General features: G+C 41.9%; 16 protein-coding genes and 1 other annotated feature. Of the genes, 3 read left to right on the top strand and 13 right to left on the bottom strand.

Annotated elements, in window-relative coordinates:
• Positions 1–21: 21 nt before the first annotated feature.
• The 6 genes from H615_RS0103515 to H615_RS0103490 form a co-directional block, all read right to left on the bottom strand.
• Positions 22–1,299 (bottom strand): ABC transporter substrate-binding protein, encoded by a 1,278-nt coding sequence (locus tag H615_RS0103515; RefSeq protein WP_027953845.1) that lies wholly within the window; start codon positions 1,297–1,299, stop codon positions 22–24.
• A gap of 265 nt (positions 1,300–1,564) precedes the next feature.
• The gene (locus H615_RS0103510) at positions 1,565–2,857 is read right to left on the bottom strand and encodes an FtsW/RodA/SpoVE family cell cycle protein (protein WP_027953844.1); all 1,293 of its coding nucleotides are present in this window, start codon (positions 2,855–2,857) and stop codon (positions 1,565–1,567) included.
• Positions 2,854–3,267: a PadR family transcriptional regulator gene (locus H615_RS0103505; RefSeq protein WP_027953843.1), complete on the bottom strand. Its 414-nt coding sequence runs from the start codon at positions 3,265–3,267 to the stop codon at positions 2,854–2,856. The genes H615_RS0103510 and H615_RS0103505 overlap by 4 nt, the downstream gene beginning before the upstream one ends.
• Positions 3,267–3,806 (bottom strand): sigma-70 family RNA polymerase sigma factor, encoded by a 540-nt coding sequence (locus H615_RS0103500; RefSeq protein WP_027953842.1) that lies wholly within the window; start codon positions 3,804–3,806, stop codon positions 3,267–3,269. The genes H615_RS0103505 and H615_RS0103500 overlap by 1 nt, the downstream gene beginning before the upstream one ends.
• Before the next feature lie 137 nt (positions 3,807–3,943).
• Positions 3,944–4,846, bottom strand: a complete 903-nt coding sequence (locus H615_RS0103495; protein WP_027953841.1) for a M23 family metallopeptidase — start codon at positions 4,844–4,846, stop codon at positions 3,944–3,946.
• A gap of 97 nt (positions 4,847–4,943) precedes the next feature.
• Entirely contained in the window at positions 4,944–5,198 is a 255-nt protein-coding gene (locus tag H615_RS0103490) for a hypothetical protein (RefSeq protein ID WP_027953840.1), read from the bottom strand.
• Positions 5,199–5,320: 122 nt separating this feature from the next.
• Positions 5,321–5,526: a binding site (T-box leader), on the top strand.
• A gap of 87 nt (positions 5,527–5,613) precedes the next feature.
• Here H615_RS0103490 and H615_RS0103485 point away from each other — a divergent pair.
• Positions 5,614–6,957, top strand: coding sequence for a sodium-dependent transporter (locus tag H615_RS0103485; RefSeq protein ID WP_027953839.1), 1,344 nt, complete (start codon positions 5,614–5,616; stop codon positions 6,955–6,957).
• Between the two features lie 152 nt (positions 6,958–7,109).
• Here H615_RS0103485 and H615_RS0103480 read toward each other — a convergent pair whose 3' ends face one another.
• A complete protein-coding gene (locus tag H615_RS0103480; RefSeq protein WP_027953838.1) occupies positions 7,110–7,436 on the bottom strand; it encodes a YnfA family protein in 327 nt (108 codons plus the stop codon).
• Between the two features lie 237 nt (positions 7,437–7,673).
• Between H615_RS0103480 and H615_RS0103475 the strand changes: the two genes are divergently transcribed.
• Positions 7,674–8,567, top strand: coding sequence for a DMT family transporter (locus tag H615_RS0103475; RefSeq protein WP_051254578.1), 894 nt, complete (start codon positions 7,674–7,676; stop codon positions 8,565–8,567).
• 279 nt (positions 8,568–8,846) lie between these two features.
• On the opposite strand, the gene H615_RS0103470 is transcribed toward H615_RS0103475, so the two are convergent.
• From H615_RS0103470 to H615_RS20825, 3 genes are all read right to left on the bottom strand, one after another.
• A complete protein-coding gene (locus tag H615_RS0103470) occupies positions 8,847–9,035 on the bottom strand; it encodes a hypothetical protein (RefSeq protein WP_027953836.1) in 189 nt (62 codons plus the stop codon).
• 97 nt (positions 9,036–9,132) lie between these two features.
• Positions 9,133–9,711 carry a histidine phosphatase family protein gene (locus H615_RS0103465; RefSeq protein ID WP_027953835.1) on the bottom strand — a complete coding sequence of 193 codons (579 nt, stop codon included), beginning with the start codon at positions 9,709–9,711 and terminating at the stop codon, positions 9,133–9,135.
• A 350-nt stretch (positions 9,712–10,061) separates the two neighbouring features.
• Positions 10,062–10,361, bottom strand: coding sequence for a hypothetical protein (locus tag H615_RS20825; protein ID WP_035531206.1), 300 nt, complete (start codon positions 10,359–10,361; stop codon positions 10,062–10,064).
• Between the two features lie 798 nt (positions 10,362–11,159).
• Here H615_RS20825 and H615_RS0103445 point away from each other — a divergent pair.
• Positions 11,160–11,705, top strand: a complete 546-nt coding sequence (locus H615_RS0103445) for a hypothetical protein (protein WP_027953832.1) — start codon at positions 11,160–11,162, stop codon at positions 11,703–11,705.
• A 173-nt stretch (positions 11,706–11,878) separates the two neighbouring features.
• On the opposite strand, the gene H615_RS22260 is transcribed toward H615_RS0103445, so the two are convergent.
• The 3 genes from H615_RS22260 to H615_RS0103430 form a co-directional block, all read right to left on the bottom strand.
• The gene (locus H615_RS22260; protein WP_156896430.1) at positions 11,879–12,040 is read right to left on the bottom strand and encodes a hypothetical protein; all 162 of its coding nucleotides are present in this window, start codon (positions 12,038–12,040) and stop codon (positions 11,879–11,881) included.
• A gap of 265 nt (positions 12,041–12,305) precedes the next feature.
• Entirely contained in the window at positions 12,306–12,575 is a 270-nt protein-coding gene (locus H615_RS0103435; RefSeq protein WP_027953831.1) for a hypothetical protein, read from the bottom strand.
• A gap of 210 nt (positions 12,576–12,785) precedes the next feature.
• The gene (locus H615_RS0103430) at positions 12,786–13,409 is read right to left on the bottom strand and encodes a hypothetical protein (protein ID WP_027953830.1); all 624 of its coding nucleotides are present in this window, start codon (positions 13,407–13,409) and stop codon (positions 12,786–12,788) included.
• Between the last annotated feature and the right edge of the window lie 812 nt (positions 13,410–14,221).

Raw genomic sequence — 14,221 nt, 5'->3', positions numbered from 1 at the left:
CCCACCCAGCCCGGTGACTGTTTAGCGGTTCATAAGATCTTCGATTCGTTTGACTGCCGCTTCCCATTCCTTCTCAGGATCGGCCCCTTCCTGTACATTGCGCAGCGCCGTCAACACTTCATTATTCACGGTGACATATTTCGGTCCCTTGTAGACCTCAGGAATTTCCTTGGCCGCCTCTGCGAAATAAGCCGCGGTATTCTGTCCACCGAAATACTCGTCGGAATTGTTCACGAACTCTTCCATTTCATATACTTCAGGAGCAGAAGGGAACAAACCGCTTTCCGTGAAGGACTTCAACTGGTTTTCAGGAGAAAGCATCCACTGGGCAAAGGCATAGGCTTCTTCACTGTTTTTCGTTTCAGAAGGAATGGCCACATAAGAACCGCCCCAGTTACCGGCAAAATCCGTTGGAAGTGTCGTCACTTTCCATTTCCCTTCGCCCTCCGGCGCATTTTCCGTCATGTAGCCTTTCAGCCAGGCCGGTGCCATTTCTACAGCAAACTCTCCTTTATTCAAGGCGTTGGCCCATTCCGGTGTCCACATTTCAAAGGATCCGACAACACCTTTCTCCTGGAGCTTCACCGCATAGTCATAAGCTTCTTTGACTCCGTTATCAGCTTCATTGATAAGAAGCTCTCCATCACGATTGAAATAGCTTACCTGCAAGGCATCCATATTGGCACGAAAAGCCATTTCCATGCTGTCGACCATCGGCTTGCCTGTTTCCTCCATAACCGTCTCTGCAGCCTCTGCAAATTCTTCCGGAGAAGAAATCATGGTACTCACTTCATCTGGATCTGTCGGAAGGCCGGCCTCTTCAAAAACGTCGGTATGGAAATACATTGCTTTAGGTCCGATATCTGTCGGAAGACCAAAGAGGAAATCGCCTTCCCCGTTTTCTGCCATTTTCCATTTCCAATCTAAGTATTGATCCTGAATTTCGTCCGCTCCCAAATCATACAAGTTTACGAAACGGTCCTGGGCTTCGCGGTAGCGGTCCAGCTGATCGACTTCTATCATTGTCAGATCCGGTGCGCCCGTGCCTGCAGAGATGGCTGTAAACAAGCTGTCGTGGTGATCGCCAAGCTCAGAATTTTTAATGTTGATCGTGACATCCGGGTTTTCTTTTTCATATTCATCAGCAAGCGCCTCATAATTCGTCGCCCCGAACACCCAGAAGTCCAGTGTCACTTTCCCTTCTCCAGATGCTGCTTCCTCATCACTGCTGCAGGCAGCAAGAAACATAGATAAGACCAGTAATAAAACGAGTGTTAACCTCTTTTTCACATTGATCATCCCTTTCGTAACCATCAATTTAGATGCTCCCCTTCGATTAACGAAACCGGTTTCGTTAATTCTTAAAAAAAATCAATTGATTTATAAGGTTAGCTTGATTATAACGACAAATGTATCCGTTTTCAATATCTTTTTTCTATTTTCCTGATAGTTTTAGTAAACCGGTTTCGTAATATCTTCATTGCTTTCCTTACTCAGGCCAGGAGCCATTGAGACTAAAAAAAAGACGACCTCCCTCTACAAGGAAGCCGTCTGACTGCTGTGATTATTGAACCATCGTTTTCCCTTGGGCAGCAAAGGAAGCGGGATGTTTCTTCCTGTATACACTCAACACCAGCCCGAATAAAACAGCATGAAGAACGGTAGCGTCCATCCCGTAGCTGAGAAACGGAAGCGGGAAGGAAGCGGTTGGCAGGATTCCCATAGACATCAGCACGTGATAAAAAACTGGAACAGCATAGAAAACCAGGCTCCCTCTTACAAGCAGCTGACCGAAAGGTTCTTTGATCTTCCTTGACATCCAGAACAGGCGGCCAAGCACAAGGCTCAGAAGAATCAGGAGAAGGAGCGCAGCGCCCCAGCCCAGCTGATTCAGTACTGAAAGAAAGACAAAATCGGTGTGACCGGAAGGCAGCGGCTCCGCTTGTGCTCCCTCTCCTATCCATGCGGCATCCCTGATGACTTCCTCCATTCGCAGATACATGTACCCGCCCCCGTTTGAGAATTTCTCAGGAGAAAAGAACGACAGCAGCCGCTCTTTTTGATAGATGGCAGCAGCTGTAAAGAACCACATTCCAACAGATACAGCTCCGATGACTCCTAATGAAACCAACGACCAGAGGATCTTTTTGTTCACCTGCTTATGGACAAACAGGGCTGTAAAGAGCAGCGTATAAATGAACGCAGCATTCGGATCTGCAGCTTCCATGAAAAAGTAGACGGGAAACAGATACAACAGGATCCCCTTCCACACCTTTACGGGACCTTTACTGCCGATAGCAGCAAGACCAATGAGGAGCAATGGAATGAAGTCAATGCTGGTCACATGAAAGGGTCCGACTTGGATACCCACGCTCCCCAAAATAAGCGTGGTCATCGACATCGGCCCCCACGTCAGAAACATGGCTCCCGCCAGACCCAGCCCATAAAACAGCCACCCTAATGGCTGGAGTTTCCTATAGTCGATAAACAGGAGAGCCCCTGCCACCAAGATACCGACCACAGTGAAGAAGAATTTCCCGTTGAATGAATAGCCGTTTTCTCCGCTGAAGATCAGGGCCGTCAGAAAACCGCAGCCCATCAACGCAGCAAGAAGAAAGACCAGCCATCCGTCGATTTTTTCCTTGTACACGTCCTCGAAATGACGGCCGGTTTCCGGTGCACTCCCCATCCGGCGGACCGCTTCCTCCTCGGCCTCGTCTGCACTGTACCCCTTGTTCATCAAGCTTTCTTTTTCCTGTTGGATATGGCTGTTCAACTCACGGGCGATCATACCACCTGTTTCTTTGTTTTTAATATAGGACTGGACGGTCTGAAGATAATCGTTTCGTGATATCAAATCTGACCCGCCTCCACGAGTGTACGCAGCACCCGGGGTTTGTCGGGCGAAGACTCATATTTCTTAAGCAGCTTTCTCCCTTTTCTCGTCAGTTGATAAAATTTCTGCCCGTCCTCTTTCCACTCCGACTGGATGCAGCGCTTCTGTTCAAGAATGTGAAGCGTCGTATACAGCGCACCTTGATCGTTTTCAAACGTTTTGATCCCTCTTGACCGGATTTTACCAGCCAGCGTATAGCCTGTCTCCTCCTGTACGAGGAGCTGTAAAATAGACAGACGGATTTGTTCGGGTCTCGTGTCCTGACCAGCTATTTTCTCCATCACTTGATTTCGATGCTCCTGATCGAATGTCAACGTATTAAATGATGTATGATTGAGTGCCTGCTTCAACTTTCTTAATCGATTTTCCATCAAAGCGTCCCTCCCAGGCGTTGTTTAAGTAAAACTCTCGCGCGTTTCAACCGTGTCTTTAACGTATTTTCATTTTTCTTTAAAACGTCGGCCATCTCTCTCGTCGATAAGTCTTCGTAGTAATGAAGATAGATGACCTCCCTGTATTTGTCCGGCAGGTCCATCACAGCGCCGGCCAATTCATGATCGATATGGTTCTGGATGACTGCGTCTTCCGTAGTGGAAGCATCTTTCGTCTGTTCCAGCTGTTCCTGTTCCGACACAGTGACTTTCCGGTTATACCAGCTTTTCAGATGATCCTTACAGTGATTGATGGCAATCCGCCACAGCCACGTCGTCATTTTCGACGTTCCGTTGTATGTATGCAGGTGGTGATAGCTTTTCACGAAAATCTCCTGCGTTAGATCCTCCGCCAGTGCCGCATCCTTGACGTAGGAATAGACAAGGTGGAGGATGGCTGTTCCGTAGTTTTCCATCAGATCCTGGATGATTGCTTCTTTGTTTTCATGTTCGATAGATGTATTCATTGAGTGTTCCACGTTGTCCCCTCCTGCCCCATTAAACGATACAGGTGCATAAATAGTTTTACAAAAATAAAAAAAGACAGCACATGTGTGCTGTCTCAGGCTTAAAAGTCCGGTGCAGCCCGTCAAAGATGACTCCACCCCGGGTTTCCTCACTGAAATACGAGGCTGTTTCGTTTCAAGAAGCGGTCATGAAACGTCAGGGGCACGCCTTCTCCATCTTTTTCTGCATGAATGTGAAGGTGCGGCTCTGTCGTATTTCCTGTGTTTCCCACTTCCCCTAAGAGATGACCCGCCTCAACCGCATCTCCCTCCTGGACATGAACTGTGCCCGGTTTCATATGAGCGATATGAACATCCACGCCCTGACAGGAAAGAATGACATGATTTCCGGCGGGGTGCTGCTCCTTGTCCGGCTCCGCCTGCGGAAGAATGTCTTCATATTCGTCCACCACTGCTGTCACATCACCTGCGCACGGACTGTACAGCGGCTCCCCATAAATTTCATAATCTTCCAGTCTGGCAGGGGATATGCCGTCAGCACGGGCGGTAAGCGCATTGACTTTAAGAATGTCATAAGCATAAGCCTGTGTCTTGGATTCATGGTGATAGTTGATGGACGTACTGGCTCCCCCATGACCGATTGCATAGACCCCATCCTTCAACGGAAATTCCATGTCGACGATCTTGTCTTTTTCCGGCAGGGTATATCCTGACAGCCCTGAAACCGCAATGGAACCAAAATAAAGAATAAGAAGAATGCTGATTACCATGGAAAATACGGACCCTTTATTCTTCTCTTCAGCTTTTTCAGGCAGGCTGCGCCAGCGCCTGTAGACAAAAACGCTGACTACCAAAAAACCAAGAGGCAGAAGCCAGCGCATGTAGTGGGTAAACATGTGCCACGGCCCGATGATAAAAATAAATGCCATGAACATAAGAGCCGCAACCCAGTCTATCAAGAGGTATGTACGTTTCGAATACGCTGATTTCAATAAATGGACAAACAATAGTACGGGCAGTACGAGGTGGATAAAAGCCTGAAACCAGATCAACCAATCATTCCCTTCGCCAAATTAGAACGATGACGCTCTTTAATCATTTATACGTTCTGCAATGGAAAAAGTTTCATAGGTTTCAGGCTGTCCCTCTTCATGTACGTCTGCTTAAGTATTCACTGGCCCCAAGCACCGCAATAGCAAACACAGCAATCGTGATGACCAGCGCGCCCGGAACACCGGAGGATCCGAGGTAGAACAGAAGCAGGATAGCCCCGCCGATGCCAAAAGTAACAAACAACAGCGTCAAAATAACCGAACGTCCGTACTTCAAGGACTTCCATTTCTTCCATCCGACCGCGGCCAGAATGAGCGCAGCAGCAAAAACAATGACAGCACCTGTCGTCATATGACTTCCCCCCTTTTGTAAAGGTATACCCGGAAGAGAAGCGTTCAATCGGGTAATTTCATATTTTTTACATTGACAAGAAGAATGACCCATGATTAAAATAGTATCCAACTGTTAATAAAAGAACGGCTGAGAGAGAAATCAAGTAGCCGTCAGGATCCCTGTCCCAGAGAGCCGGTGCGTGGTGAAAACCGGCACACATCCTGACTGTGAATTTCACTTCTGGAGCTTTTTCCACCGCGGTGGAAAACAGTGGCGACTGTTATACGCACAAGTGATGAGTGTATGCTCATAACAAGGGTGGTACCGCGGTTCAACCGTCCCTACGTCATGTAGGGGCGGTTTTTTTATTTGTCGCCCCTTTGGCGCATAGATGCGTCAAAGTAAAAAAGAAGGTAAAGGAGCTTATGTCATTATGAAACAACAAGAGCAGTGGACATCCAAGATCGGATTTATATTAGCTGCCGCCGGTTCCGCCATCGGACTCGGCGCCATCTGGAAATTCCCTTATATCGCCGGCCAAAACGGAGGCGGAGCATTCTTTCTATTATTCATTATCTTTACATTGTTTCTCGGATTACCCCTGCTGTTAGCAGAGTTCTCCATCGGACGCACCGCACAAAAAAACGCAGTAGAATCCTACAAAACGATCTCACCTGGAACGAAGTGGCACTGGATCGGCATCATGGGGATGATCACATCCTTCCTGCTTTTGTCGTTCTATAGTGTGATCGGCGGCTGGATCGTCGCTTATTTGTATAAAACACTGACCGGGCAGCTGGCGTCCGTGGATGCCTCATCCTACGCAGAGATATTCGGAAGTACCATTTCCCATCCGTTCGGAAGTGTGCTTGTCCAGCTGATCTTCATGGTCATGACCATTCTTGTGGTCTCCCGGGGTGTCCAGCAGGGCATTGAAAAAGCCAGTAAAATCATGATGCCTGCCTTGTTTGTATTGTTTATCCTGCTTGTCATCCGGGCCGTGTCTCTTGATGGCGCGATGGAAGGCATTACCTTCCTGTTGATGCCTGACTTTACAAAAGTAACCTCGCAGACGATTCTAGAGGCGATGGGGCAGTCCTTCTTCACCTTGAGTGTCGGAGTTTCCGTTATGGTAACGTACAGTTCATACCTGCCTAAAACAGAAAACCTGCCCCGCGCTGCCTTATCCATCGGCGGCATGAACATTTTCATCGTTCTGCTTGCGGGACTGGCCATTTTCCCGGCTGTGTTCGCATTTGACCTCCAGGCGGATGCTGGACCTGTCCTGTTGTTCCAGGTTCTTCCGACCGTATTCAGCCAGCTTCCGGGCGGCATGATTTTCTTTGCCGGCTTCCTGCTGCTGTTCCTGTTTGCGACGTTGACCTCGGCTTTCTCTATGCTTGAAATCATCGTATCCGTTCTCTCGAAGGGCGACAAAGCGAAGAGGAAAAAATGGGCGTGGATCATCGGCCTCGCCATCTTCGCTGTCGGGATCCCATCGACGTTGTCCTACGGTGTGCTGGCAGAGGCCACCCTGTTCGGACGGACGTTCTTTGACAACATGGATTATGTAGTCAGCAACATCCTGTTCCCGATCGGGTCGCTTTTGATTGCCTTGTATGTACCGAATAAAATGAAAAAGTCAGCACTGTATGAAGAACTGCAAAGCGGCAGCCGGATGAAAAAAGGCTTGTTCCAAACATGGTTTATCCTGCTCCGCTATGTTGCCCCGCTTCTGATTATCATCGTCATGCTTGATGTGCTTGATGTATTTTAATCGATAGACTTTGTTAAAGACCAGAGTTGGTCTTACTAAAGAAGAGGAACCTCCACTTTTGGACGTTCCTCTTTTTTAAACACGGATATAAAGTATGGACACGGAATAGTTTCACACGAACACCAACCGCTTTTCTTTTAGAATATATGTAACTACTCACGTGGGGCGAGTAGCATGACAGCTACACCGACCATGCATATTCCTGCACCAATCCAATCATATAAATCAGGTGTTTTTTTATCTACGCCCCATCCCCATAGAACAGAGAGAATGATAAACACTCCCCCATATGCCGCATAAACTCTCCCGAAGGACGGAAAAGCTTGAAATGCAGCAATCACACCATACAAAGCTAAAGCTGCTCCTCCGCCCAATCCCCAATACAGCGGTTTCCCTTCTCTCAGCCACAGCCAAATCAAATACCCTCCTCCTATCTCCGCTATTCCTGCAAGGACAAAAAGCAAAATCGTATGTAGGATAATCTTAATCACTTCCTAAACTATCAAGTCTATGATTTATCTTTTTCTATTTATGAAGGGATACTCCCCACTTCTTTATAGGTATAGTATTCCAAATTATTGTATAGGAGGCAATCCTTTGTGATCGTTTCCTACAATCGAAGGAAACGATTGTAATTATCGAAATTATTTGTTTTCACGATGATTAAATCTGGTATAAGGTATAGGTTAAACCCTTGAACAAGGAGTGCTGCCAGGATGAACGCACACTTACCCAGATTATTCAACGCCTATTATATCGCCTACTCAGCCTTAGGCATCATATGGGGGACGAACTTTTTATTTATGAAATGGGCAGCCGTCCATATCAGCCCCTTACAAATCGTATTTCTAAGAGTGTCAGCCGGCTTTATCCCTGTGTTTCTTTATGCACTGTTAAAAAGGCAGCTGAAGTTCAGCCACCTATCCTTCATTCATCACTTCTTTGTGATGTCACTGCTTGCGACGGTTATTTATTTTTACTGCTTCGCCAAAGGGACTGCCTTGTTAAACTCTGGGATAGCAGGCGCGCTGAGTGGAGCCATACCCATCTTTTCCACACTATTGACCTTTTTCGCATTGAAGGATGAACGAGTAACCATCAGGGGCGTAACAGGGGTATGCATCGGGCTGAGCGGGGTGTTCATCATTGCAAGACCATGGGAAAGTGGAACTTCCTCCCTTGATGTATCAGGTGTCATGTATATGCTGATTGGATCCTTAAGCGTTGGAGCCTCTTTCGTTTATGCTAAGAAGTTCCTCTCCGGAACGGCCATAGCTCCTGCTGCATTGACGAGTTATCAGATTCTGTTTGCCATCCTTTTCCTTTGGATCTTTGGAGATCTTGATGGATTAGGCAGTATTCAATCAAACACAACAGCGCTTGCGGGCGTCATCATCGGTCTCGGGATAATCGGAACAGGCCTCGCTTACATCCTTTACTATGTTATTGTCAATCAGCTGGGCGCTGTGACAGCCTCTACAGTTACGTATATTCCCCCTGTTATCTCACTGCTTATAGGAGCTTTTCTTGCCGGTGAAGTGATTCTGCTCAGTGATTGGATAGCCATGTCCATTATTTTAGCAGGCGTCATGGTTATGAATCGGAAGTAACTGAAAAAGCTTGGAAACATGTCCATGTCCAAGCTTTTGTATTCCAGAGTCTAAACATCTATCATTATTGGTTTAAAAGGGGCCAACTAGAATGACCAGCGTAAAGAGGTTTTCTGCTCGGAAATTTCCGATAACTGACCTCCCATTTCTTTATTGAGAGCAAACGGCTCCAATGAACATTCACCAACGGGAACGACCTATATGTTCTTGAATGTCAGCTCAGGAAGCAACTATTCAAGTAATATCTTAATTTTCGTAGAAACTAAGATTAAAGGGATTTTACGATTGACCTTTACGCCCCAGCTTTTCAATTTTTGGAAAAATAAAGTACCAAGAAACAAAACCTCCTATTATTAATCCTATGACAATTGACCACTCTATTTCCCCGTATATAAAATATCCGAAGAGAATAGAAATGATGGCAAAAACAAGGGCAGCGATAATACCATTTCTTGTTCTTTTACTCATTTCGTATCTCTCCTGTTTGTTTTTTATAATTTGTGAGTACCTGAAAGTATTATGATAAATCTTATCTCTAATCATTGAGGAATGAGTAACACTTTCTCTAAACAATTACACTTAACCACCCAGTCTCTTTAGGGAAATCCTCTCTAGTTAATGTTCTACCTGTAATTACCTCTCTAATAGAGGTGATTGTGCCATCATGAGAAACGATATGAATTCTGTTATTTATAGTAAGCTGTTCACATGCTTTAAGGAATTCTTCTGCCAGCACTTTGAACTTTTTTGGTGGCATAGTATTAATTCCCAATTCCCATAAGTCACCACGTAAGCTTTCATGTAGATAAAAATCTGGAAATCTACCTACTGCCTCTTCCTTGGACAGGATTTCATCACATGGTAAAGTTTTCCCTTCTGGAAGTTGTGGGAACATTCTTGGGGCAACTAATGGACTAATCAATTTCCTGACTGGAATATCTTCACACAATATCGAAGCTGTTTGCAACGTTCTTTGTGTAGGACTAGATAGAATTACATCTTTACCAGTGAGTGAAAGCTCTTTCTTTAGAGCTGTTGCTTGGTTAATACCTTCGTTTGTTAATGATGGGTCAGAAATATGTAAGGTTTTTGGCACATTTAATGTATGTTCACCCTGCCCATGTCTAATAAATACTATTTCCATTATTTCACCCTTCTTTTTGTAACTATCCTATTATAGACTTTTTCCTTAACTACAAGGATTGTTTTCAAGATACGATAAGAAACGCTATCTCTTTGGGCTCCAGACCCTGCTTATTAACTTAACAAGTGCCCAACCTGATATCCCACCGAGTAATATAAGAAGTACAGTATTAGGACGACCTAAAACAAAATAACTTACTAACGAGATTAGAAATACCAAGAAGACTTCACATAATATATTCATTTGTATTTTCCATTTTAAAAAGTTCATCACTCACCTCCAGCTTCCTGCTCAATGTCCAGATACCAACAACAAACTTTTATCAAAGGCTATTATTTAAATGGGGATTTCTAATCTTCTTTTTTCTTCCACATATATAAGTTATAGATAAGTTGAAGAACGAAAACAATCAGCATTGTTGGGATAACCAACATTTTTGCCATCGTCGTAAATCCCGGAGAGTAATAAAGATAAAACGCGGAGGAAATGATAAACGGACCAATAATGGCGGTTCTTATCCATTTCCTTCTATATGAAAGAGCAAAGTAATTCAATTTAAAGCCTTTGTCTGTTTTTTCTTTATTTTTGTAACGAGAAGATAAGACAGCGATGACGATGGCGGATATAACACCAGGAACTACAAATGACATACCGTGCAGTCCTCCCTTCTTCCAGAACCCTCATTTCTATTTCTTTTAATACTAGAGGTTTAGTATTAATAACAATCTTCAATCTTAAGAGGGTCAATTTTTTGGACTCCTTTAACTAATGATCCAAAAGGTGCAAACTTGATCCCCAAAGAAAGCATCTAATTACTCGTCACATCAGTTTTCGTCTCTCCTTTTCCTTTCCGAACAAGTGATGAAAGCTTATTTCAAATATGATAAAGCCTACAATTAGTCCTGCAATATATGGAGAGGGAGAGTCAAATCCAAAGAAAATGATTAGACATAAAACAAAAGTTACCCAACCTGCAAGGATTGAATAATAAACATATTTATTACTCAACTTAAGAACCTCCTAATATTTATTACGAACACCATACTTTGAAGTTTCAAAAATTATCCAACTTTATCTGGTACATCAAAACTGAGTCTTCCGCAAGCCTTATCAGAGCATTAAGAAGGAGGTCATTCTCCTTGGAAAGAACGACCTCCTTTGCATGAAAAACTTGATATTAAGATGATTATCAATGATTTATCCATTACCTCTATTCAAAACTCTATACTTTTATTACATACAATACTTTAGAAATAATTAAGCCCACCCTCTATATTTCTGCAGCGTCCTTCTAACAATCCTATATTTCTCCCAGAATAAACGCCTACTATTAATCCTAACTGGTAAATTTTATGTTTTATCGTTTAATATTAATGGAATAAAATAGTAACGTTTCCTTAAAGCATATATAACAAATAAATGACCATTTAACTATAAGGAGTATATATATGTCATATCTTAAAACCATAGCTTTATTATCACTCATCGTTGGACTCGGAGCCTGCCAACCAAATAACCAAAACTCAACGAATCCCGAAAACACAACAAAAAATGAACAAACATATGAAGAAAATAAAGAGAAATCCATTCCTTTAGACAATGTGAACGTTTCATTGTCCCAAAATGAGCAGAACATTACCTCTGAATCAGTTCTAAATTGTTTCCCATCAAACAGTTGCTATGAAGAAACTGTAAACCGAGAATTAGGTAATGTTAACTTATATAAAATGACTGAAGATGTAAGTATCACTTCTGTTAAAGAAGATGAAGAAATCACAATTAACATTGATGGCCCACAACCCAAGAAAATAAGTTATATAACAAAAACTCTAAAGAACGATACAGCATCTATTTCGGATGAGGTTGTCGATGGTAATTCATTCGTAATTAGCAGTAAAGGAGAGTACAGTATTCTTCTAACAGCACAATGGGAAGATGAAAATGGAGAGTTTGGAGGTAGCGTTTCCAAAGCTGCTAAACTAGAAGTTAAGTAGACCGTCGTTTACAAGATTATGAAGAACATTATTATCAATTATCTTATATCCTGCAGGACCTCTGACTACTTAAATCTCCCTTTGACATGTCAGCTTTGCAAACATGATGTTTTGTATATAAACAAAAAATCTATCGAGAAACAGCCCCTTATTAGTGCAATTTATGTTATTCCTTACATTCTATGAGAATCACGGTTTAGTTTTTGCTGTTTTTTTAAATCTTTTCTTATTTTCTCTACTTTCTTAAACTTCCTTAAAGTCAGCAAGGAGAAAACACTAACTACCATATACTTTATGATTATTTCATCATTATTTTGCTCAATAAGCTTTTCCATTAGATTCTTCCTTCCTTGTTTCAATATTATTGTTATGAAAATAAATGCAACCGCCATCGTTCACATAAAAAGACACCCCATATCTGAAATAATCCCTGTATCCAACCGGAAATAATAGGTAAGCGCTAGCAAGCCCCAGTAAACCCATAGATTATGAATGATGAGTAGATCGATTACGCATATAATCCAATACTTATTTAATAAGGCGAACGCTTTTATTGAACAAGAGCCCCCTCTTTTCATAAAATGGGGTTTTAGTGCAGATTTAATTAATAAGTGATGAGGTTTTTGTTATGATCAGGTAAAATATGATGGCTTCAATAGGGACCATAATCATTACATTTTTTAATGTATTATATTTAAGCTGTACCAAATAACCTACACCCCAAACGGCCGTTACCAGTATTGGAATAAAAATTATTGCAGCATTTTCTTCAGGAGCAAATGCTGCGACAGCCCAAGCTAAGAAAACGCTGAAACCTACAACCAATACGCCTATAATTATATTAATCGTATGTATGTATTTATTCGCCATTATAGACCTCCTACCTTCCAAATGTAACAATTTAATGATTTTAATCAATCTACATCATTAAGGTGTCTACAAAGAACAGTGTTGACGTTCTAATGTGACATCATTTCCATCCGTTTCACGATATTACAATACAGCCCCCTTACGCGTAAAGCATGATATCGAGATGAAAATACAATTTTTCAAAATCTTAAGGACATAGTCCATAGACCGCTAAAAATCGATTTTTATATTCGCATCTTCACCCAGAGGTTGACCATTACTATCCGTAGGAGCCTTTATAAGTAAATCAACACTTTCAATATCTTCGACTGTCGAAGTTTCGAACAGATAAGCAATCATTCGAGACCTTGTAAAACTTTCCTTAATATACTGCATTTCCACTTGATCACTCATAAAGTCGTGAGGGGATTCAAAGGTTTCACCTGTATTGGTAGTTAACTTTAAGTGCTCACTAGAGAAGTTAATATCCTCATCTGTTGTATCAATGTCCAATCCTATGTTTATGTAGTCAATATTTTCTTTTCCTATTTTATTAAGTATGATTGGATCTGTTATGGTACCTGTAACTAAATTAGAGACAACCACATTTATAGTTAAAGGGCCTATTTTAACTTCTTCTATATCTTCCTTTTGAGCAACTGCTTCAAAGTTCCCACCAGATGTATTTTTTTCACTTTCTTCATGGTCCTTCTCAACATTTTGTTTTTTTTGATGCTCTTGAATCGTATCCCCTTCTTTTTGAGATTGATTTACCTCATCTTTTTGGTTTACTTCACTGCAACCTACTAAAAATAAACAAGGAAGCATTAAAGAAGTCAGTATAAACCTTTTCATTGTCCATCTCCTCGAAATATATTCACACACATATTATCATCTACTTTTTCAACGGACCAAAATTTTTTGAGATTAAAGAAGTCTTCTTCATTGTAGTTACCTCGAAACTAAGTCCTCTACAAACAAACTAATACAACGGCAGACCATTTAATTATTATGGTCTGCCGTTGTATCCTTCTTTTTATTAAAACTGGATTTAGGAAAATAGCTGAAGAAGTCAACGAAATATACTTACATCGACCTCATAGAGCTGAAAAAACCCCTACTGGAATAATAATTAATTGAACAGGAATGCTATTTCTTAACTTTCACTAACAGTAACAAACTGGTCGAAACAATACATATAGTTCTAACCCATGAATCATTAGACACATTCATTTTTGTAAGAATGCTACTAACTAATATTATTAGAAAAAAGATTGACAATGATTTAATGACGACTACTTTAATTCTATCTACATTTTCACTAAGAATAGGTATAATGAGTAAACAAAATCCAATTCCCATAAAGATTATAGTTAGAGTATCATTAACGAAGTAAAACTCTAAGTGTAAGAGAAATTCTTGCAGGATAAAACCTACTATCACGCAGATAATCCCTATTAAAATTGTAAGCCTTTTATGCTCCATTAAATATCTCATGAATTTATTCATGATTTCTGCCCTCATCCCATTTTCCAGCCTTCTTTTAACTCCAAGATATTCTTATTTACATGCAAGGATGTTTTCTCTGATAGACTATCCTTGATATAAGCGCAATCTTCATTTCTAAAACAATGAATACAGGAACAATGCCACATATCGAACCGGCA

Source organism: Halobacillus kuroshimensis DSM 18393 (assembly GCF_000425705.1).
Taxonomy (GTDB): Bacteria; Bacillota; Bacilli; order Bacillales; family Halobacillaceae; genus Halobacillus; species Halobacillus kuroshimensis.
This window is presented reverse-complemented; position numbering and strand designations above follow the sequence as displayed.

What these genes read in the sequence shown, in the direction of transcription:
- H615_RS22260 (WP_156896430.1), bottom strand. Translation starts at nt 12,040, where the DNA reads ATGGAAAAGCTTATTGAGCAAAATAATGATGAAATAATCATAAAGTAT.
- H615_RS0103470 (WP_027953836.1), bottom strand. Translation starts at nt 9,035, where the DNA reads ATGAGTAAAAGAACAAGAAATGGTATTATCGCTGCCCTTGTTTTTGCC.
- H615_RS20825 (WP_035531206.1), bottom strand. Translation starts at nt 10,361, where the DNA reads ATGTCATTTGTAGTTCCTGGTGTTATATCCGCCATCGTCATCGCTGTC.
- H615_RS0103465 (WP_027953835.1), bottom strand. Translation starts at nt 9,711, where the DNA reads ATGGAAATAGTATTTATTAGACATGGGCAGGGTGAACATACATTAAAT.
- H615_RS0103490 (WP_027953840.1), bottom strand. Translation starts at nt 5,198, where the DNA reads ATGACGACAGGTGCTGTCATTGTTTTTGCTGCTGCGCTCATTCTGGCC.
- H615_RS0103515 (WP_027953845.1), bottom strand. Translation starts at nt 1,299, where the DNA reads ATGATCAATGTGAAAAAGAGGTTAACACTCGTTTTATTACTGGTCTTA.
- H615_RS0103505 (WP_027953843.1), bottom strand. Translation starts at nt 3,267, where the DNA reads ATGGAAAATCGATTAAGAAAGTTGAAGCAGGCACTCAATCATACATCA.
- H615_RS0103485 (WP_027953839.1), top strand. Translation starts at nt 5,614, where the DNA reads ATGAAACAACAAGAGCAGTGGACATCCAAGATCGGATTTATATTAGCT.
- H615_RS0103475 (WP_051254578.1), top strand. Translation starts at nt 7,674, where the DNA reads ATGAACGCACACTTACCCAGATTATTCAACGCCTATTATATCGCCTAC.
- H615_RS0103445 (WP_027953832.1), top strand. Translation starts at nt 11,160, where the DNA reads ATGTCATATCTTAAAACCATAGCTTTATTATCACTCATCGTTGGACTC.
- H615_RS0103435 (WP_027953831.1), bottom strand. Translation starts at nt 12,575, where the DNA reads ATGGCGAATAAATACATACATACGATTAATATAATTATAGGCGTATTG.
- H615_RS0103430 (WP_027953830.1), bottom strand. Translation starts at nt 13,409, where the DNA reads ATGAAAAGGTTTATACTGACTTCTTTAATGCTTCCTTGTTTATTTTTA.